Origin of the sequence: Ralstonia sp. 22111 (assembly GCF_052045895.1) — a bacterium.
In the GTDB taxonomy this organism is placed as follows: domain Bacteria; phylum Pseudomonadota; class Gammaproteobacteria; order Burkholderiales; family Burkholderiaceae; genus Ralstonia; species Ralstonia wenshanensis.
Map to the genome: position 1 here is coordinate 635780 of NZ_JBQEPR010000001.1, position 26493 is coordinate 662272.

Annotated in this window: 26 protein-coding genes; 11 read left to right on the forward strand and 15 right to left on the reverse strand. The window is 65.7% G+C overall.

What is annotated here, in order from left to right:
- Positions 1–4 precede the first annotated feature (4 nt).
- The 10 genes from ACTJK4_RS03015 to ACTJK4_RS03060 all read right to left on the reverse strand — a co-directional run bounded on the left by ACTJK4_RS03015 (position 5) and on the right by ACTJK4_RS03060 (position 10082).
- Positions 5–265: a hypothetical protein gene (locus ACTJK4_RS03015; protein WP_232043086.1), complete on the reverse strand. Its 261-nt coding sequence runs from the start codon at positions 263–265 to the stop codon at positions 5–7.
- Between the two features lie 23 nt (positions 266–288).
- Positions 289–750: a hotdog family protein gene (locus ACTJK4_RS03020; RefSeq protein WP_322017767.1), complete on the reverse strand. Its 462-nt coding sequence runs from the start codon at positions 748–750 to the stop codon at positions 289–291.
- Positions 747–1550, reverse strand: coding sequence for a beta-ketoacyl synthase chain length factor (locus ACTJK4_RS03025; RefSeq protein ID WP_343619014.1), 804 nt, complete (start codon positions 1548–1550; stop codon positions 747–749). The genes ACTJK4_RS03020 and ACTJK4_RS03025 overlap by 4 nt, the downstream gene beginning before the upstream one ends.
- The gene (locus ACTJK4_RS03030) at positions 1547–2764 is read right to left on the reverse strand and encodes a beta-ketoacyl-[acyl-carrier-protein] synthase family protein (RefSeq protein WP_440815931.1); all 1218 of its coding nucleotides are present in this window, start codon (positions 2762–2764) and stop codon (positions 1547–1549) included. Before ACTJK4_RS03030 ends, ACTJK4_RS03025 begins: the two co-directional genes overlap by 4 nt.
- A 73-nt stretch (positions 2765–2837) precedes the next feature.
- Positions 2838–3701: a polysaccharide deacetylase family protein gene (locus ACTJK4_RS03035; RefSeq protein ID WP_440815934.1), complete on the reverse strand. Its 864-nt coding sequence runs from the start codon at positions 3699–3701 to the stop codon at positions 2838–2840.
- Positions 3698–6118 (reverse strand): MMPL family transporter, encoded by a 2421-nt coding sequence (locus ACTJK4_RS03040; RefSeq protein WP_440815937.1) that lies wholly within the window; start codon positions 6116–6118, stop codon positions 3698–3700. The genes ACTJK4_RS03035 and ACTJK4_RS03040 overlap by 4 nt, the downstream gene beginning before the upstream one ends.
- A gap of 13 nt (positions 6119–6131) precedes the next feature.
- Positions 6132–6728 carry an outer membrane lipoprotein carrier protein LolA gene (locus ACTJK4_RS03045; RefSeq protein WP_316868282.1) on the reverse strand — a complete coding sequence of 199 codons (597 nt, stop codon included), beginning with the start codon at positions 6726–6728 and terminating at the stop codon, positions 6132–6134.
- Positions 6725–7687 carry an LpxL/LpxP family acyltransferase gene (locus tag ACTJK4_RS03050; RefSeq protein WP_433866247.1) on the reverse strand — a complete coding sequence of 321 codons (963 nt, stop codon included), beginning with the start codon at positions 7685–7687 and terminating at the stop codon, positions 6725–6727. Before ACTJK4_RS03050 ends, ACTJK4_RS03045 begins: the two co-directional genes overlap by 4 nt.
- Positions 7684–9381 carry an AMP-binding protein gene (locus tag ACTJK4_RS03055; RefSeq protein ID WP_440815941.1) on the reverse strand — a complete coding sequence of 566 codons (1698 nt, stop codon included), beginning with the start codon at positions 9379–9381 and terminating at the stop codon, positions 7684–7686. Before ACTJK4_RS03055 ends, ACTJK4_RS03050 begins: the two co-directional genes overlap by 4 nt.
- Before the next feature lie 26 nt (positions 9382–9407).
- On the reverse strand, positions 9408–10082 hold the full coding sequence (locus tag ACTJK4_RS03060; protein ID WP_440815944.1) for a hypothetical protein: 675 nt from the start codon (positions 10080–10082) through the stop codon (positions 9408–9410).
- 412 nt (positions 10083–10494) lie between these two features.
- On the opposite strand from ACTJK4_RS03060, the gene ACTJK4_RS03065 reads away from it, so the two are divergent.
- Both ACTJK4_RS03065 and ACTJK4_RS03070 read left to right on the forward strand, forming a co-directional pair.
- On the forward strand, positions 10495–10755 hold the full coding sequence (locus tag ACTJK4_RS03065) for a phosphopantetheine-binding protein (RefSeq protein ID WP_004633317.1): 261 nt from the start codon (positions 10495–10497) through the stop codon (positions 10753–10755).
- A 54-nt stretch (positions 10756–10809) separates the two neighbouring features.
- Positions 10810–11580, forward strand: a complete 771-nt coding sequence (locus ACTJK4_RS03070) for a glycosyltransferase family 2 protein (protein WP_045203803.1) — start codon at positions 10810–10812, stop codon at positions 11578–11580.
- 16 nt (positions 11581–11596) lie between these two features.
- Here ACTJK4_RS03070 and ACTJK4_RS03075 read toward each other — a convergent pair whose 3' ends face one another.
- Positions 11597–12175, reverse strand: a complete 579-nt coding sequence (locus tag ACTJK4_RS03075) for a TetR/AcrR family transcriptional regulator (protein WP_232041909.1) — start codon at positions 12173–12175, stop codon at positions 11597–11599.
- A 330-nt stretch (positions 12176–12505) separates the two neighbouring features.
- On the opposite strand from ACTJK4_RS03075, the gene ACTJK4_RS03080 reads away from it, so the two are divergent.
- The 4 genes from ACTJK4_RS03080 to ACTJK4_RS03095 all read left to right on the forward strand — a co-directional run bounded on the left by ACTJK4_RS03080 (position 12506) and on the right by ACTJK4_RS03095 (position 16171).
- The gene (locus ACTJK4_RS03080) at positions 12506–13087 is read left to right on the forward strand and encodes a tetratricopeptide repeat protein (RefSeq protein WP_232041910.1); all 582 of its coding nucleotides are present in this window, start codon (positions 12506–12508) and stop codon (positions 13085–13087) included.
- Between the two features lie 152 nt (positions 13088–13239).
- The gene (locus tag ACTJK4_RS03085) at positions 13240–14073 is read left to right on the forward strand and encodes a hypothetical protein (protein WP_045203800.1); all 834 of its coding nucleotides are present in this window, start codon (positions 13240–13242) and stop codon (positions 14071–14073) included.
- Positions 14074–14347: 274 nt separating this feature from the next.
- Positions 14348–15319 (forward strand): alpha/beta hydrolase, encoded by a 972-nt coding sequence (locus ACTJK4_RS03090; RefSeq protein ID WP_232041911.1) that lies wholly within the window; start codon positions 14348–14350, stop codon positions 15317–15319.
- 57 nt (positions 15320–15376) lie between these two features.
- The gene (locus tag ACTJK4_RS03095; RefSeq protein ID WP_232041912.1) at positions 15377–16171 is read left to right on the forward strand and encodes a hypothetical protein; all 795 of its coding nucleotides are present in this window, start codon (positions 15377–15379) and stop codon (positions 16169–16171) included.
- 16 nt (positions 16172–16187) lie between these two features.
- On the opposite strand, the gene ACTJK4_RS03100 is transcribed toward ACTJK4_RS03095, so the two are convergent.
- Positions 16188–16697: a gluconokinase gene (locus ACTJK4_RS03100; RefSeq protein WP_232043087.1), complete on the reverse strand. Its 510-nt coding sequence runs from the start codon at positions 16695–16697 to the stop codon at positions 16188–16190.
- A gap of 232 nt (positions 16698–16929) precedes the next feature.
- Here ACTJK4_RS03100 and ACTJK4_RS03105 point away from each other — a divergent pair, with 232 nt between their 5' ends.
- The 5 genes from ACTJK4_RS03105 (at position 16930) to ACTJK4_RS03125 (ending at position 22482) form a co-directional block, all read left to right on the forward strand.
- Positions 16930–18645, forward strand: a complete 1716-nt coding sequence (locus ACTJK4_RS03105; protein ID WP_440815950.1) for an AMP-binding protein — start codon at positions 16930–16932, stop codon at positions 18643–18645.
- Between the two features lie 705 nt (positions 18646–19350).
- Positions 19351–20643: a hypothetical protein gene (locus tag ACTJK4_RS03110; protein ID WP_440815952.1), complete on the forward strand. Its 1293-nt coding sequence runs from the start codon at positions 19351–19353 to the stop codon at positions 20641–20643.
- Positions 20644–20767: 124 nt separating this feature from the next.
- Complete coding sequence (locus ACTJK4_RS03115; RefSeq protein ID WP_260803090.1) at positions 20768–21202, forward strand: hypothetical protein; 435 nt, start codon at positions 20768–20770, stop codon at positions 21200–21202.
- Positions 21203–21224: 22 nt separating this feature from the next.
- Positions 21225–21905: a C39 family peptidase gene (locus ACTJK4_RS03120; RefSeq protein ID WP_343618895.1), complete on the forward strand. Its 681-nt coding sequence runs from the start codon at positions 21225–21227 to the stop codon at positions 21903–21905.
- Positions 21906–21948: 43 nt separating this feature from the next.
- Positions 21949–22482, forward strand: coding sequence for a hypothetical protein (locus ACTJK4_RS03125; RefSeq protein WP_316868292.1), 534 nt, complete (start codon positions 21949–21951; stop codon positions 22480–22482).
- 1 nt (position 22483) lies between these two features.
- On the opposite strand, the gene ACTJK4_RS03130 is transcribed toward ACTJK4_RS03125, so the two are convergent.
- The 3 genes from ACTJK4_RS03130 to ilvA all read right to left on the reverse strand — a co-directional run bounded on the left by ACTJK4_RS03130 (position 22484) and on the right by ilvA (position 26375).
- Positions 22484–23794 (reverse strand): transporter, encoded by a 1311-nt coding sequence (locus ACTJK4_RS03130; RefSeq protein WP_232041917.1) that lies wholly within the window; start codon positions 23792–23794, stop codon positions 22484–22486.
- Positions 23795–24018: 224 nt separating this feature from the next.
- Complete coding sequence (gene queF / locus ACTJK4_RS03135) at positions 24019–24855, reverse strand: NADPH-dependent 7-cyano-7-deazaguanine reductase QueF (protein WP_232041918.1); 837 nt, start codon at positions 24853–24855, stop codon at positions 24019–24021.
- Positions 24855–26375, reverse strand: a complete 1521-nt coding sequence (ilvA, locus tag ACTJK4_RS03140; RefSeq protein ID WP_232041919.1) for a threonine ammonia-lyase, biosynthetic — start codon at positions 26373–26375, stop codon at positions 24855–24857. The genes queF and ilvA overlap by 1 nt, the downstream gene beginning before the upstream one ends.
- Between the last annotated feature and the right edge of the window lie 118 nt (positions 26376–26493).

Sequence of the window (26493 nt, forward strand, 5' to 3'; positions counted from 1 at the left end):
CGTTCTAGTCGCTCTCACAAGGCTTCTTGAAGAGATGTTTCACGCCGCATTTCGTGGCATGCGCCGCATTCTTAACGCCGTGGCCGACCGCGCGTGCGGCGTTGGCCGTCGCATGCCCGGCTTCCTTCGCCGCATGGCCGGTCTTGCGGGCCGCTTCCTTCGTGTCCTGCTTGATGTTCTCCTTGGTCTCGGACAAATCGGCATGGGCAAGGGGGCTGAGCAGCGCCAGCAGCAGCGCAGGGATCAAAAGCAGACGACCTTTCACGGCGGAAATCCTCACAAACAGGTTCATGCAACGGACGCGTCGAGCACCACAGCGGCGCGGCCGGTCAACAGGATGCGTGCGCCGCTGCGCACGGTGAATCGGTACAACACGTTGTTGCCGTCGCCACCGACGCGTTCGGCTTCGATGTCGAGCGGCGAATCGATGGTGTCGAGGCGCGGCACGTGCGCTTCAACGCTGCGCACGCTGGCGAGAAAGCCGGCGCGCGGGCGTGCTTGCGCAGCATCGCACAGGGCGCCATGCACGGCCATCGCCTGAGCGGCGTACTCGATGCCGCAGACGGCAGCCAACTGGCCGTGCGAGCGCAACGGGTTGGCGGCGTCACGATGGCTGGTGGCGTTGCAATGGATGTGTGCGTCGTCCCAGGCGACGACGGTGTCGAGCAGGCACATCGCGCCACTGTGCGGAATGCGCGCGGCGATCCAGTGGCGGTCGAGCGGCGGAGATGGCTGCGCGCTTGACGTCATGGCGTGCCGAAGGTGATGTCGACCCGCACGCGGGTATCGGGCAGATAGTCGAGCACGACGTTGGCTGCGCGCCGTGCCGCCAACGCTTCCAGCAGTGGCAGCGCGCGGGCCGCGGCGTTGCCGTGCCACAGCGCTTCCAGCTCGGGTTGCGCCAGCGCTGTTGATGCCGCGTCGGTTAGCGCGACATCAATGCGCGCGAGCGTGCGCGGGCCTGCTTCGGGCGCGAGCACCAGCGCCACCGCAAACGTATCGGGCACGGGCCGCACCGCGTTCAACGGTTCGGGGTAGTCGCCGTCATACGCGATCAGCAGGGTGGGTGTGGCGTCAATCGCGACTTGGCAGAGGCTGTCCAGCAGGCCGGCGGCAAAGCTGCCGTCGTATGCGCACAGCACATTGGACGGCGCCATCGCGTGCGTGGCGATGCTCCAGTAGCCGGCCGGCGCGTTGTGCACGGAGTTGTGGAAGCGCGTGGGCGAGAGCTTGCGATCGTCGCCCGCCAGGGTTTCGCAGATGGCGTGGCAGTTATGGCCGTCGCCGCCGGACGAGCTGAAGACGGTGGCCAGCGAGGCGGCATCGCGTCCGCTGGCTGCGACGGCCTCGTGGCCGACCGCGAGCGCGAGCTTGACCACGGGCCCTGTGCGGCGGCGTTCGACCGATGGCAGGCCGGCGGGGGGCGGCAACTCGGTCGGTGCGTGTGCGTAGGGCGCACGCCCTGCGAGCACGTCGGCCGTGTGCGGCCAATCCCGCAGGCCGGGGCCCAGCACGCCGATGCTTTCGATAAAGGCGCTCAGTCGGGTCATGATGACAGGCCCACGTGGTCTGCACGACCGAAGACCAGGCTGCAATTTGTGCCGCCAAATCCAAAGGCGTTGCTGAGCGCCGCGCGAACACCTGCGTGACGGCTCGTCGTCAGGTAGTTCACGGCCAAGGCCGGATCGCACTGCGCGGTGTTGATGCCGGCCGGCAGCAATTGATGGCGCAGCGCCAGCGCTGTGATCACCGCTTCCAACGCACCTGCCGCGCCCAGCGTGTGGCCGGTCGCGCCCTTGGTCGAGCTGCACGCCGTGCCGTCGAACATCGCTTGGATGGCGCGCGCCTCCGCTGCGTCATTGCTGGGCGTGCCGGTGCCGTGCAGGTTGATGTAATCGATGTCTGTTGCGGCCAGGCCGCTTGTGGCCAGCGCTTGCGCCATGGCAGCGCGGGCGCCCAATCCTTCGGGATGCGGCGACGACATGTGATGCGCATCGCTCGATTCGCCAATGCCGAGCAGCAAGATCGTATCGTCGTCCAGCGCGCCCTTCGTTTCAGGGGCGCGCTCCAGCAGCGCAAAGGCTGCCGCCTCTCCGATGGAGATGCCATCGCGCGCCGCATCGTACGGCCGGCACGGTTGGCGCGACAGCAGCTCCAGCGAGTTGAACCCGTACAGCGCGGTCAGGCATAGCGAATCGACACCGCCCACGACCGCCGCATCGATCAGGCCCGCAGCCAGCATGCGCCGCGCCGAGGCAAACACCTTGGCCCCCGACGAACATGCCGACGAGACCACCATGGCCGGCCCGCTCAATCCAAAGTAGGCCCGCACAAACGCTGCGGGCGAATAGATGTTGTGCGTCTGCGCGTAGTGAAAGCTCGCCGGCAGCGCGCCCGTTTGCGGATCGCGCTGCTGGTAGGCGCGTTCGGTTTCGAGAATGCCCGACGTGCTGGTGCCGATGAACACGCCGACGCGCGCGGCGCCATGGCGAGCCTTGGCGGCTTCAACGGCGTCGGCAAAACCGTCCTGCGTGAGGCCGATCTGGGCGAGCCGGTTGTTACGGCAGTCGAAATCAGCCAGACCCGCGCGCACGGGCGTCGCGTCGGCGCCAGGCACTTCGCCGATCCACGTGTCGAGATCGGCGCGTGGGAAATTGCACGGCGTGAGCCCGCCACGTTGCCCGCGCAACGCGTCGAGCGTGGCGTCAAGGCCACGTCCGAGGCAGCTCGTGGCGGTGAAATGCGTGAGCAGGACGGGCTTCACTGGGGATGATGTCGCGGCAATTGTGGGGTGGGACGGTTCGGCAGACTGGTGTGCCGATCGTCAACAAATTTTATCAAATGGTCATTTGCGGGCGGGTGGTCTGCGCGGGCTGAGCCGGGAGGGCAGCGCGCAACGTCGTCCACTGCAATTGCGCGTGCGCGGCGGCTTCAAGCACCCTCGGCAACACGGCCAGCAAAACGGGCGAGCCGTGTGCGTCGCGCGCCGCGTGGCCATCGTGAAGCAGCAGGATGTCTTGCGGCGCCAGACCGTGCAGCAGGCGGTGGGCAATGGCTTCGGCGTTGCCGGAGCGGGTGTCGAAGCCGCGGCGCGTCCAGCTCGCCAGCTGCAGACCAAGCTGACACAGCACGGGCTCCAGAAACGGATTGCGCAGTCCGGCCGGCGCGCGGAAGAACAGCGGGCGCGTGCCGGTGATCTGCGTGAGCGTGTCTTGCGCGGCAGCAATCTCGCGCCGCAACGCGCCCGGCCCCTGCAGCGAAAACGTATGCCGGTGGCGCTGACTGTGGTTTTCCACCGCGTGCCCGCGCGCCACGATGGCCTCGACGCAGTGGGGGTGCCGCTGCGCCAATTCGCCGATGCAGAAGAAGGTGGCCTTGGCGCCGTACTGGTCGAGCATGTCCAGCACGCGCGGCGTGACATCGGGGTCGGGCCCGTCGTCGATGGTCAACGCAATCTGCTGGCCGGCCGTGGCGGGCAGATGCGTCCAGTTCGGGCCGAGCCAGTTGCTGCGTGGCCACAGACCGCCGGCCATCAGCACGAGATGCGAAGCGATGACGCTGCCGCCGGCCCACGGCCATGTCGATGGGGCGGTCGCAACGGCAACCGCCGCGCCCGCGTGCAGCGCCAGCGCGCCGTTGATCAGCGGGGTCGGCTTCCAGCGGCGGGCCGCGCCAAGCGATGTGGTGATCGGTGAGTTCATGCGGCGGCGTGCTGATCGTGATGGGCGCGCGGCGCGAGGATGGCGGCAAACACCAGCGCGAGCATGGCGCCCGGGCCGACGGTCAGCCCGAATGTTTCCAGCATCGGCACCCGGGAAAACGCCAGCAGGCCGAAGCCGGCCACGGTTGCCAGGTTGGCTACCAGCAGTGACACCAGCGTCTGGGGCGCAATGGCCTGCGTGCGTTGATTGAAGAACAGCGCGTAGTTCGATCCCACGGCCACGATCAACAGCATGCCAACCAGATGCAGGATGGTCAGCGGCACGCGCGCCACCGCAAAGCCGGCCGTCACCACCAGCACCGCCGCCACCAGGGGCGCCAACGCGCGCAGTGTCCGCTGCGGTGAGCGCAGCGCCACGAGCAGCAGCAACGCGATCGCCGCAAAACCGGCGAGCGACAGGCGAAGGTCTTCCCGCACGTAGTTCACGTACAGCCGATCGGCCTCGGCCTTCATGTCGACGAAGAGCGCGCCCGGCACATCCGCATGCTCCACGGCGGTGCGAATCGGCGCGGCATCCAGGCTGGATGCGTTGAATGCGCTCTTCAAAGTGGCCGGCGCGGCTGATGGTGCGCGCAACGGCAGCATGGCGCTCCATTGGCCGGCGCGTTCTGTCAGCAGTGCGTCCACCGCCAATGCCATCGATGTGCCCTTCAGGTCCGCGCGCCGTAAAAGTGGTTGCGCGCGCGCTGCATCTACATCGGCGACAAACGGGGCGAAGAGACCAGGCTTCACGCGGATCGGCTGATCTTCAACGGCACCGCGCATGCGTGCCGTCAGCGTGTCAGCGGGGGGCAGGCTTGCGAGGCGCGCGCGCTGCGTGGCATCGCTCGGCAGATAGCGCGCGGGGTTCTCGAAGCCGGCGAGCACGCCGTTGTCCACCAGCGGTTGCAGTTGTGCGGCCACTTTTTCGGCACCTTCAAGCGCGGCCTGCTCGGTCGTGGCGGGAATCACCACCAGATAGCGCACGTCGGGCGCCCCCACATCTGCGCGCAGGCTGGCGTCGAGCGCCTGGCCCTTCGCAGGTACGGGGCTCAGCGCAGCGAGTTCGCGGCTCCACAGGCCATCGCGATGCAGCACCAGCGCCGCACATGCAACCCCGAGCACCACCGCCAACACCCAGCGCAGGCGGGGCGCGGCAGACGTCGCCCGTGCCAGACAGGCGCCCACGCGCGATACATCCCGCGTCGCCACGTCTGCACCACGCAGATGCGGCAGCACGTAGCGCGTGACAAGCGCAGCCGTCACCAACCCGACAATCGAATACAGCCCCAACTGCACGAGCCCCGGAAAGCCCGAGAACAGCATCGACGCAAAGCCGCACACCGAGGTCAGCACACCCAGGCGGATGGTCGGCCAGTACGTGGCAATCCATGCACGCAAGCTGTCGTTGGGGGCGGCGCCACGCAGGCGGGCCGATTGCACGAAGAGGTAGATCGAATAGTCGACCGCCTCGCCGATGAGCGTCGTGCCGAACCCGAGCGTGAGCCCGTGCACCGCGCCAAACGTAAGACTGACCGCCGCTACGCCTGCCGCCACGCCAGACAGCACCGGCAGCAAGCCCAACGCTACCGTGCGAGGCGATCGGTACACCATAAGCAGCAGCGCCACCACCAGCACGAGGCTGACGGTGGAAAGCCGCTCGACGTCGTGCTTGATGGTGTCGCGCGATTCAACGGAGAACACGCCCGGGCCGGTCATCAAAATGCGCGCTGAGGCAGCGTTCGGCACCCTGCGTGCAACCGCATCGAAGGCGCGGCGTACGGTATCGATGGCAAGCGCCTGGGCATCGGTGTCGGAGCCGGCGGCCGTTGTCTGCACGACCAGCACGGCACGCTGGCCATCGCGCGACGCCCACACGCCGTGCATTGACGACGGCAGCGCGGTGTTGTCGAGTTGGCTGACAAGCGCCGCCACCTCGCCGGTCGGGTCGCGCGGCAGCATGTTCTTGGCAAACAGTCCGGCTGACGAACTGAGCAGGTCTAGACTCTCGCCCAGCGCCGCATGCAGCCCTTCAGCGGAAAAGCGTTGCGGCGTGACAGCTGGGCTGAGCACGTAGCGGTGGTCGAAGATGAACTGGCGGTCGCGCGCCTCGCTCACGGGCTCACCATTGTTGACGGCGCTGAACTGAGGGTCGGCGCGCAGCGATGCGGCGAGCTGCTTCGACAGCGTTGCGCGGGTGGCCGCGTCACTGCCCTCGATGCCGACGAGGATGAGTCGTGACACCAGCCCCTCGCGCAACTGCTCGACCAGGACGCGCTGCTCCGCACTCGGCGAGCGCGGCAGAAACGCCGACAGGTCCGCCGTAAAGCTCGTCCGCCCGATCACGACCGCGCACAGCAGCAGGCCGGTCAACCAGACCAGCACGGCGGGCCGCTGCAGGGTGTGCATGCGATTCATCTGCGCGGCGTCCTTAATTGCCCGGCACGCGTTGCAGGCGCATCAGCGAATGATCGCCGTCGGCCTGGCGGATGGCGACGCTGCGCAGCACATCGCGCGTGCCCTCCAGCGTGATGGTGCTGACCACCTGCCGCATGCGTGCGTCGAGCGGCGAGAGGGTGAGCGTCCAGTCGTCGCCGTGGCCGGCGATGGCGACCTTGTAGATCGCTTCGAGCGCATAGCGGTTACCGGCCAGCGTGGCGCGGATGCTCTCTATAAAAGCGCCCAGCTCGGGGTACTGCGACAGCGGCATCGTGAACTTGCGCTGGTTGCGCTCCACGGTCAGCTTGTCGCCGTCAATCACGAGGTGTTCGGGCTTGGGGGCCAGCGTGTGCTTTTCCAGATGATCGGGCGCCACGAACACCAGCTCGCCGGAGGATTCAATGGGTTGTTGCGCAATCGACAGCGTCTTTGTTTCTGTAAACGTGGCGCGCCCCGACTTGTTGCGTGCAAGCGTGGACATGAGGCGGTCGAGCGTCCAGGCGGTATCCGCTGCGTGGGCGGCCGTTGCCAACATGCTGGCCGCGAGCATGGCCAGAAGGGCGCGGAGGAATGGGCGCGTTGCAGTCATGGCGTTTGGGTGGTCTGGCGCTCGGCCGGGGTGGCATTCTGCGCGTCGGCTGCGTCGGCATCCTGCCAGAAGTCGAAGTAATTGAACCAGTTGTACGGCGCTGCGCGGCAGTAATGTTCAACGCGCTCAACGTAGCGGCCGAGCGCGGCCTGCACGGCGGCTGCGCGATCTTCGCGGCGCACGTCGGTGAAGTCCGCCAACGGATCGAAATGCACGGCGTAGCGATTGCCGCCCAAGTGCAGCCCTGTCATGAACAGCACGGGGCGCTTGAGCATGGCGGCCATGTGCAGTGGCCCCAGCGGAAACGCTGCCGCGCTACCGAGAAAATCCAGCCGCTGGACGGATGGCCCAGCATCGCGCAGCAGCGTGCGATCGGCCAGCATGCCGACGAGCCGGTTGTCGTCCAGCGCCTCGCGCACGTGCAGCATGGCGTCTACGCGCCCCAGCGGAATGACCTCCGGCGCCGCCGCCGGGTTGATGGCGGCAACCGCGGCGTTGATGTTGCGTGCGTTCTCTTCATACATGGCGACGGCCACGCGCAGATCGGGCACGGTGCGGCCGAGCGCGCGCACCACCTCGAAGCTGCCCAGGTGCGCGCCCAGCAGGAATGCACCGCGCCCCTGCGCCAGCACGTCGTGTATGTGCTGCTGGCCCTGCAACCGGATGTCGAACAGGTCGAAGCGCCCGCTGATCAGGTAGATGCGGTCATGGATGGTCGTGCCGAAGGTGAACATGTGGCAGAACACGTCGCGCAGCGTGGCTGGCCGGCCGAGGGCGCGGCGCAGATAGTCACGCGAAGCACGTCGCGCCTCCGGAGAGGCCGCCACGAAGTACACCGCAATCAGCCACAGCAGGACCCGGCCGAGCGGCCGCCCAAGCCGCAGCGAGAGCCACGTCATCGCGCGCAGCAGCGCGAGGTTGCTGCGCTCCGGACGCTCGGCCCAGTCGGTGCGCTTCATGCCGCAACGCCCTCCGGCGCCGATGCGGACAGCACGCCGCTGGCCACGTCGCGCTCGCCCGCGCGGATGGTGAAGCGGACGGCGTTGCTCGCCGTCGTCTCGAACGCGAGGTCGAGCAACTCCCCGGGTGTCGCAGGACTGAGAAACTTGGCCGAGCTGATCTTGCACGCATCGAGCGAGCGGCCCAGCGCCGCACCAATCGTGTGGAGCGCATGGTCGAGCAGCACCACACCCGGCACGATCGGGTGGCCTGGAAAATGCCCGGGCAACGCCGGGTGATCTGCGGGAATGGTGAAGCGCATGGCGGGCTTGTCTGCGTTGCGGTGCGAATGCTGTGCGACCAGCGCGGCCAGCACATCGCGCGCCAGTTTGCCGGTTTCGTTGCGGGGCAGCGCGTCAACCAGCAGCAGCGGGCGCGGCAGGAATGCTGCATCGATGCGGTCATGCAGGGCGCGCAGCACGTCCGCCGCGCTCAGGCCCGGCGCCACGACCAGTGCCACCAGGCGCGTAACTGCGGCGCTGCCGTGCGTGTGCGGGGCGGTGGACGCATCGTCCGGCATGTAGAACACGCCGTCTTGCACGCCGGCAATCGCGTTGAGCTGATGATTCAGATACGCCAGCGACGAGCGCTTGCCGGCGATGTTGATCAGATCGGTCTTGCGGCCGTGCAGGAGAAAGTGCGTGTCGTCGATCAGCTCAATCACATCGCCCATCGGCACAGGGGTTTCGACGTGGCCGCCATCGGCCCACACCATTGGGCCATCGTCTTCCGGCGTGCCGGCGCGGGATTCCATGCGGACGCCGGGGTACAGATGCCACGCGGTGTCTTGCGCGGTACGGCGCGTTGCGACCTGACCGGTTTCGGTGCTGCCGTAGATTTCCAGGAGCGGCGCAGACAGGCGCGTCTCGGCCTCCCGCGCCAGCGCCTGCGACAGCGGCGCAGTGGCCGAGAGTACGAGCGATGCGCTCGGCAACGCGGCGTCCGATGCCAGCAGCGCCCGCAGATGCACCGGCGAGGTCACCAGCACGCGTGGTTGCGGTACGGCCTCAAGCGCCTCGCGAATGTCCGCCGGATAGAACGGCTGCCGGTTGCTGAACGCCAGGCCGCCCTGCAGCGCCAGCAGCACCGTCACCTCAAACCCGTACATATGCTGCGCTGGCACGGTGCCGACCAGCGTGAAGGCGCGCCCGTCGTCCAGGCCAAGGTGCGCGACTGCCGTGCGCATGCAACGCACCAGCGCGCCCCATGTCTTGCGATGCGGCACCGGCGTGCCGGTGGATCCCGACGTGAACAACACCGCCATGACTTGCGACGCGTCGATCTGCGGCACGTCAACGAGCGTTGCTTCGGCCGTCAACGCATCGGGATAACGAAAGCCCGGGAGGTCGACCGGGCAGGCGGGCGCATCGTGCAGGCAAAACACGTCGGGCGCGAACGCCGAAAGCTGACGCACCATCTGGGGCGTCTGCATGGGGGGCAACAGGCTGACTTTTCCGGTCACCAGGGTCGCACACAGCCCGACGGCAAAGCGGTAACGGTCTGCGCAGGCGTTGAACACGTGGCCGCCCCGCGGCAGCGTCGCGGCCAGCGCCATCACATCGGCCACGAACGCACGTGCGGAGACGGGCGCGCCGTCACGCCAGGCCAGCGTGTGTTCGAGTGTTGGATGGGAGACCAGCGGGTAAGTCGGCATGAAGCGAATCTTGAGGGCGTGTGGGTTCAGCGGGAGCGCTCTGTGGCGACGGGTGTGGCGTGCCCGGATTGCTGCGATTGTCGATAGGCGCGTACCGCATCGAACAGACTGGAGTGTGGCTCGCCGCGCAGCACGATGCGGCGGCACAGGTATTCCGCCACGAACATCGCGCCCACCAGCGGCAACGACAGGTAGTTCGCAAACGTGGACCACGTTACGGTCGAGGCCGCGGCAAATAGCAGCGTGGACACGGCGGCGGTTGCCAGGAAGAACAGCGTCCATGCGAGCGTGACCCGCCGCGAGTAGCGCGCGATGCGAGGCGTGAGCGTGCCGTGCACCATGTGGGCAAAGCGCGTGCACAGCGGCTCGCTTCCTGCCACCAGCGTGCGGCCGAAAACGTAGGCCATCATCAGGTTGAAGCTTGCATGTTCTGCGTACAGGCCCCAGTCAAAATGCGCTGCCAGCGGCGCGCGGGCCGCCCACAGCATTCCGCAGACGAGCAGCCACAGCGGCAACACCCATGCCCGATGCGTGGAACGTGTGGCTGCGACCAAGGCAATTGCCAACGGCGGCACGAGCGCCATCGCCAGGCCGATGCCATGCGCGCCAGGCGTAGCCGCTGCGTAATGCGCACCGGCCTGATACGCCACGACCGCGCCCACGCCTGCTGCGCCCCGCGCAAAGCGGGTCAGTCGCGGCATGGCAGGGCAAGGTGGGAGGAGCGGCGCTGCATGGTGATCGTCGGTGGGTGCGGCAGTTTCATCGTAGGGCGGAGCACATTCTAGGGCCCCGGGCCGGTCTCGCCCGAACCGGCGGCGGCGTGTTTGTAACCGGATGTACGGCGGCCGGCCGGCCCTGCCGTCGCGTCCCTTGCCGCTTTGCGGCGCCCCGCAAGCCGTTGAATCGTTTGCGTCACTTCGGGCAGGCGCCGCCATCTGCGGTCTTTGTCACGGTTTCGCGCTATACGGGGTGTGACCCTTCGTCTAGAATCCGCGTAGCTTAAACGACCCCCTTTCACAGGCTGGGCTGGACAAGGCAGGGGCTTCGGGCAAGGAGATCGTCGCGGGCTCTGGCCGTAATCCCCGCTGCACGCCGCCTGTGGTTGCAAGACCGATGAACGACCTGGAAAAAGAGCTCGCCGCGCTCATGATCGGCGAACTGAATCTCGAAGACATTCAACTCGATGCCCTGACCGCCGACACACCGTTGTATGGCGAAGGGTTCGGGCTCGATTCCATCGATATCCTCGAAGTGGCGCTGCTGATCTCGAAGAAATACGGCTTTGAGCTGCGCTCGGGCGATCCCGATAACCAGAAAATCTTCGCCTCGCTGGGCTCGCTCGCGGCCTACGTGGCAGAACACCGCACGCGATAGGCTCGCGCCAGCGCCCGACGCATTCCGTTTTCAACGTTTGGCCGGACCGACGCCATGCCGATGACCGGCGCTTCCACTTCGCACCTCGTTCTGATTCCAAGCTACAACCCAGGCCCCAAGGTTGACGACACCGTGCGCAGTGCGCGCGCGCAGTGGAACCCGGTCTGGGTGGTGGACGACGGCAGCACCGACGGCAGCACCGAACGTCTGCAGGCGATGGCCGCGCAAGACCCGGGGCTGCGCGTGATTGTGCTGCCGCGCAATCGCGGCAAGGGCGTGGCCGTACTGGCCGGGCTGGAAGCCGCCGCCGCGGCGGGCTTTACCTACGTGCTGACCATGGACGCCGACGGGCAGCATCCCGCCAACCTGATCCCCGAATTCATGGCTGCCTCGCAGGCGGCGCCCGACGCGATGATCCTCGGCCAGCCGGTGTTCGACGCAACGGCGCCGCAGATACGTGTGCACGGCCGGCGCCTCTCCAATGGCTGCGCAGACATCGAGACCCTGTGGGCCGGTATTGGCGATACGTTGTTCGGCTTTCGCGTCTATCCGATTGCACCGCTGGCCGAGATCATGCGCCGGCATATATGGATGCGCGGTTTCGATTTCGACCCGGAAGCGGCGGTGCGCCTGTGCTGGGCGGGCGTGCGTCCTGTCCGGCTGGCGGCACCGGTGCGCTACTTTCGCGCACACGAGGGCGGTGTGTCGCATTTCCGGTACCTGCGCGACAACATCCTGCTGGTCGGGATGCATCTACGCCTGGCGGCTGAGGGCATGCTGCGCTTGCCCTCGATGATTGCGCGACGGGTGCAGCGCGGCTGGTAGCCTGCGGCGGCCGGGTTTAGACCGCTTCGGTGGTCGCCCTGGCCTGGTTCAGAAGGGTTTCTGCGGCCTGCCAGGCCTGTGAAGCGGCGGACGGATCGCCAATCGCGCGGGCGTCGGCCGTGGCGCCTGACAGCAGCATCACATACACGCCCGCGAGCTGTCGCGCCGCATTGGCGGGCACCACATCTTTGAGCAGCGTTTCCATCATTGCCAGCAGATCGTCGCGGTAGCGCACTGCCACGTCGGTCACCTTGGGGCAGGTGGCGCCAAACTCCGCCAGTGCGCGCTCGAACAGGCACCCTGCAAACTCGGGGGTGCGGAACCATGTGCCGTACCAATCGAAGATGCCCTTGAGGCGGGCAGTGGCGTCGGGCATGGGGCTGAGCGTCTCGGCAATGCTGCCCATGACGAAGGTATAGCGCTGCTCCAGCACTTCCTTGATCAGATCTTCCTTGCCGGCAAAGTGCCGGTACAGCGTCATCCGAGCGACGCCGGACTCGTCGATGATCCAATCGACGCCCACGGGGTGAAAGCCGTGCTTGGAAAACAGCTCGCCGGCCTTGTCCACCACCTGTTGGCGCTTACTTGCGCGCATTGCTACCTCTCTTGATTGCCGAGCCGCATCTTAGCATCGGCCCCTTGTTGCGACCTTGGCGGCTTGCCCCGAAAACGGTCGGCTGCAGCGTGTTGTTGCTTCGTCAGCTTTACGCTTTGATAACACAACGGCACACGCTTCACGCTAAAGTAGACCGATCTATATCATGTGCCCGCAAATCCTGCGGGGGCGCGGAAGAGAAAGCGTTGCGCAGCCGATCTGGCGGCTGCCGGTTTTGCGAACGGGATCGCAAAAACGACCGGCACTCGCCAGGCTCTCAACGGAGTTTCTCTCCAATCAACAGCAACAATAAAAATGAGGGTCAGGCGAATGCGGAATCGTTTGCTGATGTTGGGGGTCGTGTCACTGCTGGCAGCGTGTGCCCAGCCGCAGCCGCCCAGCGATGTGGTGCGGGTGTGCGATGACCGCGGCTGTGCCGATCGGCCGAAAGCCCAGGTGGCGTTTGATCAGGCAAATATCCCCGACGAAGATCCGCGCATTGCCGCACTCAAGGAAGTTGCCAAGCGGGAGCCCAAGGCCGCGTACGACCTGGGCCTGCGCTATTTCCGCGGCGACGGCGTCCGCCAGGACAGCTACCAGGCGCTGAACTGGATGCGCGAGGCTGCCGAGCACGGCAACCTGCAGGCGCAAAAGGCGCTCGGCGCGTTCTACCTGTTCGGGCTGGAAGAGATGGGCTCCGACCCGCGCGAAGCTGAAAAATGGCTGTCGATTGCCGTGAGCCGCGGCGACAAGGAATCGAAGAAGCTGCTTGAGCAGGCACGCGCGGCCAAGAAATCCGACGAAGACGACTACAAGTGGCGCACGCAATGGCGCAGCACTTACTACGGCTATTGGTATTCGGGTTATCCGTACCTCGGCGTCTGGCGCCAGACGAGCTGGTACTGGTACTGAGCAGACGCCGCAGTCATCCGTTTCAAAGCGTTTCAAGGCCGTTCGGGGAGGGGGAAAGCCTGTTGCACACCCCGTACGCCTGATCAAGGGGGGCTTATTGAGTCGCAGGACGCATAAGCCGAACATCGACTCAATGTGAGCCACACAACAATATGAAAACCAATCTTCTCAGCCGCACTGCCAAGGCCGCAGGCGTAGCACTGATCATCTCTTCCCTGGCTGCGTGCGCAGGCGGCGGCATGGTGACGCCGGGCGGTCAGAACGCCGGCGTGAGCGGCGCCGCGGCCGGCGGCTCCAGCGTGGGTGCAGACCCGACGCTCGAGCGCTGCGCCTCGCCGCTGGGCACCATTGCCATGGATGATGGTCGCAATGCCGACTGGTACGGCCAGTTCGGCAGCGCCACCAAGGTGACGACCATCGACCCGCTGCTGCGCATGGCCGTGCAGCAATCGAACTGCTTCGTGATCACGTCGATCGGCAACCAGAAGACCGACGCACGCCTGTCGCGCATCACCGATCTGCAGCGCAACTCCGGTGAATACCGTGCCGGCTCCAAGCAGCAGAAGGGCCAGCGCGTGGCGGCTGACTACTACATGGAGCCGCAGATCATCATCAACGACTCGCCGATCGGCGGTGTGGCGGGCGCCGTGGGCGGCCTGCTGGGCAACAGCGCCATCGCCGCGCTGGCCGGCAGCGTGAGGTCGAAGGCTTCGGTCGTGACGCTGACGCTGTTTGACGTGCGCTCGGCCGTGCAGATCGCAGCTGCGGAAGGCAGCTCGACGGCGACGAACTATGGCGCCGTGCTGGCCGGCTTCGGCGGCGGCGTGGGCGGCGGTCTGGCCGGCTTCTCCAGCACGCCGGAAGGCAAGGCCACGGTGGTCGCCTTTATCGACGCGTGGAACAAGATGGTCGTCGCGTTGCGCAGTTACAAGGCGCAGGACGTCAAGGGTGGCCTGGGCCGCGGCGGTCAGCTCAAGGTCAACTGATCGGGCTCAACGGGGCCGGCACTGAAAGGGGACTTCAGCGCCCCAAGGTGCGAAAGCAAAAAGCCTGCGGCGGTTGCGTCGCAGGCTTTTTGCTTTTGAGGCGGGGATGCGCTCAGCGCGCGTCTTTCGGCTTGTCGCCCTTGGGCAGGCTTGCTGCTACGGCTTGAGAGACGGCGTTGCCCCGTGGGGACACTCGCGTCCAAGCAGGGTGGGAACCGATTGTCTGGGCAGCGCTTCCTCGCTAGCCTGAAACTTTGCAGCGGAGGGTTGCGCGATGAGCTGGCAGAACTGGGTCGTCTCAAGGATGGTGCGCAACCAGGTCAAGAAGCCGACCGAGCGGGAACCCTTCGACCCCATTGCGACCCGCCTGCACGCTGAAAAGCGCAAGATGCCCGTACCGGTCGAGCTGCCGCCGGACTGGCGCATCGTGCCGGCCCATGGCGCCGGCGGCGACGGCCTCACCGGCGAATGGATCGAGCCCGCTGATCCCGACCTGCATGCCGATGCGCCCGTCGTCCTTTATCTGCATGGCGGCGGCTATTTTTTCTGCAGCCCGCGCACACATCGCCCGATCACCATTGGCCTCGCCACGCATGCGCGGGCCCGCGTGTGCGTCCCGGACTATCGACTGGCACCCGAACATCCGTTTCCAGCACCGGTGGAAGATGCGCTCTTCACGTATCGCACGCTGCTTGCGCAGGGCGTGGCGCCATCGCGCATTGTGGTGGCCGGCGATTCCGCGGGCGGCGGGCTGGCGTTGGCGCTGCTGGTGGCCTTGCGCGATGCGGCTGACCCGCTGCCCGCCGGCGCGGTGCTGTATTCGCCGTGGACGGACCTGGCAGCCACCGGCCAGAGCCTGATCGACAACGATGAATCCGACGTGATGTTTCGCGGTGCCTGGATGGCGCACGGTGCGGCGCTGTACCTGGGCGATTCGGGCGCGCCGACGGACCATCCGCTCGCCTCGCCGCTGTATGCCGATTTCACGGGCCTGCCCACGCTGCACTGCTATGTCAGCACCAGCGAAGTGCTGCGCGATGACACCCTCCGAATGGCCGAGCGCGCGAGGGCTGCCGGGGTATCCGTTTCGGTAGAAATGGGGCGGCGGCTTCCGCACGTGTGGCCGATCTTCTATCCTTTCCTTCCAGAGGCGCGCGCAGCGCTCAAACGATCGGGCGAGCAGATCAGGCGATTGGTCGCCGCCCAGCATGAGAACCGAGAACCGGTGGAACTGACACCGGCATGACCCAACCGATGGCGCCCCTGCGTAGCCCGGTCGGGATGCGCAAACGGGGAGCCCAGCATGCGTCGGGTGGTGGTATTGGGATTAGTGCTGGCCGCGGCGGCCGGCGCCTGGCAATGGAGTCGGCTGCATCGGCTGAGGCTGGCGGATGTGCGTTTTGCGCCGATCGAAAACGTCGCCGCCGCGACAGGCACTGCGGGCGGCCCCGCCTTCAATGCCAACAAATCGCACTGGCTCAAGGCGTGCGACCAGGCGCTCGGCCCGATGCGCGTGGAGGTGCGCGCCACTGAAACGCCGCTGTCTTTCTCCAACGACCGCTCGGTCGATCAACTCACCGCCGAAGCGCCGCCGTACGACCGCTCAGCGCGCGTGCTGGGTAAGACGTACGCGACGCTGGTCGCACGCTTCGACGTCAACAGCCGCTACATGGCCATCGCCACACAGCCGGCTACGACCTGCCTGCGGCCGTCCATCTCGGTGGAGCTTGTACTGAACAACTTCCGGGTGACGGTGGCGCGCGAATTTGCGCCGGGCACTTGCGCGTACAACGCCATCCGCGAGCATGAGTTGCGGCATGTGGCCGTCAACCGAGCGGTGCTGCCGCACGCCGCCGAGGTGATCCGCAAGGAGATCGAGAGCGAATACGGCGGCCGGCTCTATTTTGGAGACCCAGACCGCATTGCCGCAGATCTGCAGGCAGCGCTCACGCGCCATTGGCTGCCGCGCGTGCAATCGCTGATCGAACTGGGGCTGCAGGCGCACGAGCAGATCGATACGCCGCGTGAGCAGGAGCGCATGAGCCGCGTGTGCAACGGCGAGGTGCAAGCCGTGTTGCAACAACTCAGGCGCGGCTAGCGCTGATCGGGCAGGTTCAGGCGGCCGGGCGGTGCGCGGCGCGAGCCTGCAGTTGCGTGACAGCCTGGTCGACGATGGCTTCGGGCGGCAGCGCGATGTCGACGATGACCGCGTCGGTGGGCTCTTCCAGTGCCTCGAACTGGCTGCGCAGCAGGTTCGGGTTGAAGAAGTGGTCTTTCCGTGCAGCCAGGCGGCTTTGCAGCAGATCGAAGTCGCCCTTCAGATAGACGAACTCGGCATTGCCGGCGGGGCCGCGCAGCACGTCGCGGTAGCGTTGCTTGAGCGCGGAGCAGGCAACCACCAGCGATTGTCCGGAGCTGGTCTTCTCATCCATGTAGGCGCGGATGGATTCGAGCCAGGGTTTGCGGTCGTCATCGTTCAGAGGGATGCCGGCGTGCATCTTGGCGCGGTTGGCCTCGGAGTGGAATTCGTCGCCATCACGGAAAGCACAGCCGAGCCGCTCGGCAATCTTCTGGCCCACCGTGGATTTGCCGCAACCCGAAACACCCATCACTACTACGATCATCGTCATTCCCTACGTGCAAGAAAGCGCAAAACGTCAGGCCGGCATGTTAGCGCGTTGATGGCGGCATCCACCGATTTTTGCTGCTGCAGCGCAGCAATTGTTCCGGGTCATTGTTCGTCCGGCAACGGATTGCCAAATACGTCAAGCTGCGTCAAATTGCGGTGGAAGCATTGGTTACAAATCATTCAGAACAAGGCCCCAAAAAGGCCAACGTTGATTGGAGGAGACATCCATGGCTGGTGAGGTTTTCGACGCGCGACCGCGCAACGGTGTGTCGTATGTCGTGGGCGATACGGCGGTGCCGCTGGCGCACGTGACGGTCTCGGCGTTGCTGGCGGAAACAGTACGCCGCTGCCCCGATGACGAGGCGGTTGTGTTCCGCGAACAGAACGTGCGCTGGACGTGGCGTGCCTTTGCCGAACAGGTCGATGCGTTGGCCGCCGGCCTGCACGCGCTGGGGCTCGAACGGGGAGACCGCATCGGCATCTGGTCGCCCAACCGCGTCGAATGGGTGCTCACGCAGTTCGCGACAGCGCGCCTGGGGCTCATCCTCGTCAACATCAACCCGGCATATCGGCTATCGGAGCTGGAGTACGCGCTCAACAAGGTCGGCTGCAAGGCCATCGTGGCGGCCGAGGCGTTCAAGACCTCCCGCTATCTCGAAATGCTGCAGACGCTCGCGCCCGAACTGGCGACCGCGCAGCCCGGCGCGTTGAATGCCGCCAAGCTGCCGGCGTTACGCTGGGTCATCCGGATGGGCGAGGCGGAAACCCCCGGCATGCTGAACTTTGCCGACGTCGTTGCGCGCGGAAAAAGCGTACCCGTTGATGCGCTGGATGCCATCACGACCAGGCTGTCGCCTGACGACGCCATCAATATCCAGTTCACCAGCGGCACGACCGGCGCGCCCAAGGGCGCCACGCTCACGCATGTCAACGTGGTGAACAACGCGCGCTTTGTTGCCATGGCGATGAACCTGCAAGAGGGCGATCGGCTGTGCATTCCCGTGCCGCTGTATCACTGCTTCGGCATGGTCATGTCGGTGCTCACCTGCACGGCCACGGGCGCGTGCATGGTGTTTCCGGGCGAGGCGTTCGATCCGCTGGCCACACTGCGCACGGTGGCGGAAGAACGCTGCACGCAACTGCACGGCGTGCCGACGATGTTCATCGCGCAGCTCGATCATCCGGATTTCAAGAGCTTTGACGTATCGACGCTGCGCGGCGGCATCATGGCCGGATCGCCTTGCCCTATCGAGGTGATGAAACGCGTGGTGTCGGAGCTGAACCTGCGTGAAGTCACCATCGCGTACGGCATGACGGAGACGAGCCCGGTGTCATTCCAGAGCGCCGTAACGGACCCGCTCGACAAGCGCGTGACCACTGTCGGCCGTATCCAGCCGCATCTGCAGGTCAAGCTGGTGGATGGCGCGGGCGAGGTCGTGCCCGTGGGCGAAAAGGGCGAGCTGTGCACGAAGGGCTATTCGGTCATGCTCGGCTACTGGGACGACGAGGCCAAGACCGCCGAATCCATCCACGACGGCTGGATGCGCACGGGCGATCTGGCAACGTTCGATGCCGAGGGCTACTGCAACATCGTCGGCCGCGTGAAGGACATGCTCATCCGCGGCGGCGAGAATGTGTATCCGCGCGAGATCGAAGAATTCCTCTTCCGGCATCCGAAGGTGCAGGCCGTCAACGTGTTTGGCGTGCCCGACCCGAAGTACGGCGAAGAGGTCTGCGCGTGGATCGTGCTCAAGCCCGGCCAGCAGGCCACGGAAGAAGAGATTCGCACGTTCTGTCAGGGCCAGATCGCGCACTACAAAATCCCGCGTTATATCCGCTTCGTCACCGAGATGCCGATGACGGTGACGGGCAAGGTGCAGAAGTTCGTCATGCGCGACCGCATGATCGAAGAACTCAAGCTGACGGTGGCCGCCACGGCCTAAAACCGGAGCTTGCGGTTTCGCCGCTGAAATGCCAACCGGTTGCGCGCGGCTTTTCGTTGCCTTGACGATGCTTGTCGCGCGCAGCTTTGTTCGCCTGCCTGGGCAACGCCCGGGGTAAAAACCGAGACACGTTTCCCGCGTGCGTCTTGCTGATAGGGGGCACTCGCAGTCAAACGGCCACATAAGGCCGCGTGTTCGCGATGTGCATGCCATCGAGGCGCGCAACACGACGCGACGTGCGCCACGGCATGCTCACCCGCCGGCGACCCACCGCTCACGCAATGTGAACGACGAGGCGGCGGTGTATCACGCCTGAAACACCCACCCAATCGTCCGTCTCAAACATCTTCGCTGCGCGCATGCGTGCGTGTGGTTTGCGTCTTCGCGCGAAGGTCATGCAGGCCATGGCTGCCATGCGTGACACGACGGTGTATCGGTGCCGCAACCGAAAAGGCGCCAACAGCCCCCCAAAAGTTGCATGTGTCGACACGATTGCGTGGCACGGCGCGCGCCCATGTATGCGCGTGCCGGTGAAACTTTTGCGTTTTCAAACGCTTAGAACAGCCGTGTGGGGTGGGCCGGGAAGTTGGCACCGATTATGCAAACGAGCCGCCCCGGGGTGGGTCATGTTTTTCCCACAGGCAGAGCGCGCCGGCCTCACTGGCTGCGTTTCCAGCCGTCCCTCTCACCTTTATGGAGTGCGTTATGAAGAAGACCTTACTGGCCACCGCGATCGCCATGGGATTGGGGGTCTCTGGCGTTGCATTGGCCGACATCGGGAACACGGCGTCCGGCGCGGGTGACAAGACCCAAACCAATACGTCAACCATCAACAGAACCAACACCAGCACAGACACGACGACGAACACCGCAACCACCACAACCACCACGGCAACCGATAACTCGAATCAGCACAACAACCAAAGCCAGGGCAGCAACCGCGACAACAGCGGCTGGGCCAATGCAGACGGCTATGGCACCGCCGCCGCCAACAACGGCGGCGTGGCAACGGCAACATTCACCAACGCCTTTAACACAAGCAAGGCGATTGCCGTCTCCAAGCTGGATGGCACCGTCACCAACATCAGCGTTTCGGGCATCGGCAACGTCGCCACCAACAATGGCGGCTCGGCCAATGGCGGTGCGGGCGGGCGTGGCGGATACGGCTACGGCGGCACAGGCGCTGGCGGCAATGGTGGCGCTGGCGGTGCAGGCGGCAGCGGTGGCGCGGGCGGCAGCTCGGGCAGTGTCACGCACGGCAGTGCGACCAACGGCGGCGCAGTGGCCGGCAACGGTGGCAATGGCGGTGGCGCTGCAGGCAACGCAGGCGGCGGTGGTAGCGGCGGCAGTTCCGGCACGCTGTCGGCGAGCTTGGGCGCGGGCCTGGGTGGCTTGGCAGGCAGCGCTAGTGCGGCGGGCGGTGGCGCTGGAGGCAGCGGCGGCGGTGCCGGTGGCTCCAATGGCGGTGACGCCAATCACCATCATGGCTCAGGCTCAGCAACGGGCGGCGCTGCAGCCGCGGCCGGCGGAAACGGCGCGGCGGGCGGTAACGGCACCAGTGGCAGCTCTACAGCGTCTGGTGGCGCAGGCACTGGCACGAGCGCGGCCACCGGCACCAGCACGGGCGGCGCAGCAGGTGCGGGCGGTGCAGCTACCAACGTGGCCGGCAATGGCGGCGCAGGCGGCAGCGCGACCAACGGCAGCGCAACCAACGGCGCGGCATCGTCCACTGCGGGCAATGGCGCTGTGGGTGCAGTCGGTGCGGCCGGCGGTGCAGGCGGCGTGGGCAATGGCGGTGTCGGCAACGGTGCGGTGGGTGGCACCGGCGGTGCAGGCGGCACGGTCATGGTGGACGCAGGCACGTTCAACATGTCCAACGCCATGACCAGTGTCGGCCAGTCCGCTGCCGGGGTGATGATTGCGAACCAGAACAGCGGCTTTGCATCTCTCGTCCAGCAAAGCGTCAACGTGCAGGCCAACCTGAATGTCGGCCATTGAGTCGACATCGGGTGTGAGCGGGGAAGTGCCGCTGCGCGTGCGTTGATGTTGCGCGCATGGCGGTGGACAGGGCCGGACCGCATCCGTGGTCCGGCCCGCAGTTGGAGCGTATAGGAGACATTCGATGCGATCCGACAGAAGAACCACAGCAGGATGGGCAGCATGGTGGTTGGCATGCGGCCTGGCAGGGTGGCCAGCGGCAGCGGCGATGGCGGCGGACGATGCGTCCATCGCAGACGGTGCTCAGACAGCCAATACGGAAGCGGTGCGTCCCCCGGTCGCCGCGGCCGTGTCGGTGCCTGGGTTCGGTCATGCGGTGGGTGCAGATCGGCTCGACAGCTATCGCGGCGGCACGCAGGATCTCTACCAGACCGTCAATGACGCGCGCCTGTCGGGCACCGTGAGCGACAACGCCGCCGTGAACGTGGCGACGGGGTCGAACATCGTGCGCGACGGCTCGTTTGCCAACGCCAGCGGGATCCCCACGGTCATCCAGAACAGCGGAGCGAACGTGCTGATCCAGAACGCCACCATCGTCAACGTGCAGTTCCGGCCTTGAGTTCGTTGTGAAGGACGGAACGATGCGCAAGGCGTGCGGTGCAGTGCTGATGGCACTAATGTGCGGGCCCGCGTTGGCGGGCGCGATCGACATGCTCGGCACGGGAGGCGGCACGTATGCCGTGCCCGTGACGAGCATGAAGGCCGCGCGCTATCTGCGCACCGTGCATCAGCGCTTCGACTTCAGTTGCGGGTCGGCCGCAGTGGCGACGCTGCTCACGTATCAGTACGGCTATCCGGTGAGCGAGCAGGCTGTGTTCCAGGCCATGTACGAGCATGGCAACCAGGAGAAGATCCGGCGAGAAGGCTTTTCGCTGCTCGACATCAAACGCTATCTGCAGTCTGTGGGCTTTGAGGCCGATGGTTTCGAGCAGCCGCTGGATGCATTGAAGGACGCCCACTTGCCGGCCATCGTGCTGTTGACCGAAAACGGCTATCACCACTTCGTGGTGGTCAAGGGCGTGCAGGAAGGGCGCGTGCTGGTGGGCGATCCGGCCATGGGCACACGCGCGATCCCGCGTGCGAGTTTCGAGAGCATGTGGGACAACCATTTGCTGTTCGTCGTCCACAACCGCGAGGCGGGGGCGACGTTCAATGCCGCATCGGATTGGCGCGTGGCACCCCGTGCGCCGCTGGAGGAGGGCATGGACCGCAGTGGCCTGGGAAACATCGTCGTTCCCAAGCACGGTCCTTCCGACTTCTGAGCATCGTCTGCATGGCAGTCCGGTCGTCCGGCAGGAGGGCATCATGAAGCGGTTTGGCAAGATGGCGTGGGCCGGCTGGTTTGCGCTGGCTGCGGCCGGGCATGCGTTTGCTGCCGGCATGGATGGCATGGATGACAATCCCGTCCATGCCTGGCACGCCGTGTCCGAAGACAAGCTCGACGACATGCGCGGTGGGTTTGATGTGCCCTCGCTCGCAGGGCTGCGCATCTCGTTCGGCATCGACCGGGCGGTCTACGTCAACGGCGATCTGGTGGCGAGCGCATCGGTCAACATCCCCGATGTGGCACGCATGACGGCCACCCAGGCGCAGCAATTGGCCTCGGTGGTCAACACGGTCAACCTCGTGCAGAACGGGCCAAACAATGTCGCGCCGCCAGACGTGAACGCAGGTGCGGCAGCGGCGGCCACGGTCATCCAGAACAGCCTGAACAACCAGACACTGCAGGCGGTGACGACCATCAATGCGGCGGTCAACAGCCTGCCGCAATTCCGTCAGATGAATCTCGCCAACGTGCTGCAAGGCGCGTTGGCCAACGTCGCCACCACTCTGCACTGAGTTAGAACTGGATCGGCAGGCGAAGCGTGACGGTCAGGTCCGGCGTGTCGCGCGTCAGGCCTGCCCCCACCGACAGATTCAGCGACATCTTGGGCGAGAGGCGGTACGAATATCCGACCAGCAACGTTCCCAGAATTGTCCGCACCGAGCCCGGCACACGCTGGCCGTTCTGCTTGGTCGGCGCGATGATGCTCTGGTCGTAGCCAATCGAGAACGATGCCTTTTCGTTCAGCGCCAGCCCCATGCCGAAGTTCAGGCCGATGATGTCGCCGGCTTTCACGTTGCCCAGGAACTGCTGTGAGCCGTCCACCAGGTTCAGGCTCACGTCCTTGCGCTCGAAGTTGTGCAGGTAGCTGATGCTGCCGAAGAAAACCGCCGGGTCTGTCGGGAACAGCCACGTCAGCCCCGGCTGAACGGCGAAGAAGCCCGAGCCCGTGGGCTGCTGCAGAGGCAGGCCGGTGCCCGTGGTGTTGCTCACGCAGCGCGTCACGCAATCGGTGGTGACTTCAAACGGATCCTTGCCGGTGCGTGTCTTGAAGCGCAGCCAGCCGATGTAGAACGGCTTGTCGACGCCGCCCGCATTGATCTGGTAGCGCGCGGTCAGTTCCACATCGCCAATGCCGCGCCCATGCGAGCTGAAGGCGTTGTCTGTCGCGGTGCCGGTGAACAGTTCGCGGCTGACGGTGTCGCTGGCGCTGTACACATAGGGCACGCGCGCTTCCAGTTCCCAGCGCCGTGCCAGGCCGTAACGCAACGCAACCGTGCCCGTGAGCGTGGTGGTCTTCACCTGCCGTACGTCGATCAGCCCAATCAGCAGCGCGGGGATGATGGTGTAGCCCACCAGCGCCACGCGGTCGGACGACGAATACGCCATCTGCAATGACGGCTCGACGACGACCTTGCCCGGCGGTGTAAGCGCACTGGGCTCATCGAAGATCTGCGCGATGCGTGGCGGCCGGTCAGGCGGCTCCGGCGGTTTGCCGACAGGCGTGGTGCCGGGCTGGTCGTTCTGCGCAATTTGCGATGCGTCGCCTGCCGCGCCAGGGGCACCGGCACCGCGCACGGTGTCGAGGCGGCCATCGCTCATGCCGAGCGCGCGCCGCATGCGCCGCAAGTGCGTTTCCTGTTGCTGGATCGAGCGCTTGAGTTCCTGCAGGCGCGCCTGCGTATCGGCAAGCTCGCGCTGCAGCGCTTCCAGGCTAGGTGGCTTGTCGTCCACCGGCTCGTTGGTCTGTGCAAGTGCCGACCTGCCGCACAGCAGCAGGCATGCGCACGCAACCGCGCGAAGCGGCCCCCATGGTGCGTTCTTCATGGCAATGTCCCCGTCGAGAGCGCCCTGTCCACGAAATGCGGATGGGCCCTTCACGATTTCCCCCGGGTGGCGTACTGCGGATACCACTATAGGCGAGCGGTCGTGAAACGACAGGGCGGAGCCGTCCACAAAATGGACGAGGCCGAACTGCCCGTTTGGCGGATCGCTCAGGCGAGAAAAAAGGCGCCCGAAGGCGCCTCGCGTGTCTTGCGTAGCGTCAGCGCTTACTGACGTGCATTGCGCAGGTTATCCGGCCACGGCGTGTTGTAGTTTGTGCGGAACGGGTTGATGTCCAGCCCGCCGCGCCGCGTGTAGCGCGCATACACGGCCAGCTTGACGGGCCGGCACTGGCGCAGGATGTCGGTAAAGATCCGCTCCACGCATTGCTCGTGAAACTCGTTGTGCTCGCGGAACGAAATCAGGTACTTGAGCAGCCCTTCCTGGTTGATCGGCGCACCCACATAGCGGATTTGCACGCTGCCCCAGTCCGGCTGGCCCGTTACAAGGCAATTGGACTTCAGCAGGTGCGACACCAGCGTTTCTTCGACCGGGCTTTCTTCCTCATCGGCATGCAGCAGCTCGGGCGTGGGCTGGTAGACATCCGTTTCGATGTCCAGGCGGTCGAGCAGCAGGCCATCGAGCTCGCCCATCTTCTGCCGGGCAAATTCCTCCTGCGGCACGATGCGCACTTGCACCGGCGCGCCGCACGCCTCCGACAGATCATGGTGGATCAACTGCTGCAGCGCTTCGTGCGACGCCACCTTCGTCTGGTTGAACGAATTCAGATACAGCTTGAACGACTTCGATTCAACGATGTTGGGCGAGTCCGCCGGCACGATCACTGTACCGACAGCCACCTGCGGCTTGCCGCGCAGGTTCAGCCACGACAGCTCGTACAGGTTCCAGAGATCCACGCCGAAGAAGGGCAGGGGCGTGCCGGCGGCGAGGCCGATCTCGTCGCGCTTGCCCTGGCGCGGAATCGGAAACAGCAGGCTCGGGTCGTACTCCGTCTTGTAGGCGGAGGTCTTGCCCAGCGGCGAATGTTCGGGTTGGTTGCTCATCACAAAAACAGGCTGTAGACGGGGTTCTCGCTTTCGTCCCAATAGGTATAGCCCAGCGTGGCGAGGAACGCCTTGAACTCGCGCTTCTCGTTCTTCGGTACCTGGATGCCGACGAGGATGTTGCTCGAATCCGCGCCCTGATTGCGGTAGTGAAACAGGCTGATGTTCCAGTTCGGGCTCATGCTCGAGAGGAACTTCATCAGCGCGCCGGGCCGCTCGGGAAACTCGAACCGGTAGAGATGCTCGTTTTCCGCCAGCGGCGAACGCCCGCCCACCATGTAGCGGATGTGCTGCTTGGCCAGTTCGTCGTTGGACAGGTCCAGCGTCGGGAAACCGTGCTTGCGGAAGTTCTCGGCAATCTTGTCGCCCTCTGCGCGCGACGCAATTTGCACGCCCACGAAGATATGCGCGGCGTCCTTGCTGGCGATGCGGTAGTTGAACTCCGTCACGTTGCGCGACCAGCCGACCAGCTCGCAGAAGCGCTTGAAGCTGCCGCGCTCTTCGGGAATCGTCACGGCAAACACGGCTTCGCGCGCCTCGCCCACTTCTGCGCGCTCGGCCACGAAGCGCAGGCGGTCGAAGTTCATGTTGGCGCCGCTGGCCACGGCCACGAGTGATTCGTTCTTCAGCTTGTGCGTCTCGGCATACTGCTTGAGGCCCGCCAGCGCCAGCGCGCCGGAAGGTTCCAGCAGGCTGCGCGTGTCCTGGAACACGTCCTTGAGCGCCGCGCAGATGGCATCCGTATCCACGGTGATGATCTCGTCGACCAGCTCCCGCGTGATGCGGAAGGTTTCCTTGCCCACCAGCTTGACCGCGGTGCCGTCGGCAAACAGGCCGACGTCTTTCAATTCGACGCGCTTGCCGGCTGCCACCGAACGCGCCATCGCGTCGGAATCCACGCTCTGCACGCCGATCACCTTGACGTCCGGCCGTACGGCCTTCACGTAGGCCGCTACGCCCGAGATCAGACCGCCACCGCCGATCGAGCAGAAGATGGCGTGAAGGGGCTGCGGATGCTGGCGCAGGATTTCCATGGCGATCGTGCCTTGGCCGGCAATCACGTCGGGATCGTCGAACGGGTGCACGAAGGTATAGCCGTGTTTTTCCTGCAGCTTGGCGGCGTGGTTGTAGGCGTCGGAATAGCTTTCACCGTGGAGCACGACCTCGACCCACTCGCCGCCGCGCGAGCGCACGCCGTCGATCTTCAACTGCGGCGTCGTCACCGGCATGCAGATCACGGCCTTGCATTCCATCCGGGCCGCGCTGAAGGCTACGCCCTGCGCGTGGTTGCCCGCCGACGCCGTAATCACCCCGCGCTTGCGCTCGGCCGGCGTGAGCGAGGCCATCTTGTTGTAGGCGCCGCGCAGCTTGAACGAGAACACCGGCTGGTCATCCTCGCGCTTGAGGTAGACACGGTTGCCAGTGCGCGCCGACAGGTTGGGCGCGAACTTCAGCTCGGTTTCCACCGCGACGTCATAGACCTTCGCAGTCAGGATTTTCTTCAGGTAATCGATGGCCATGGTGCGGACCGGGTTGGACGTGAACAGAGCCCGTAAGCCTATCACGCGGCGTCTTGTGCGCCTTGTCGGACCGGCGTGCCGGTCGGTACACTGCCTCGGCCGCGTCCGGGCGGGCGCG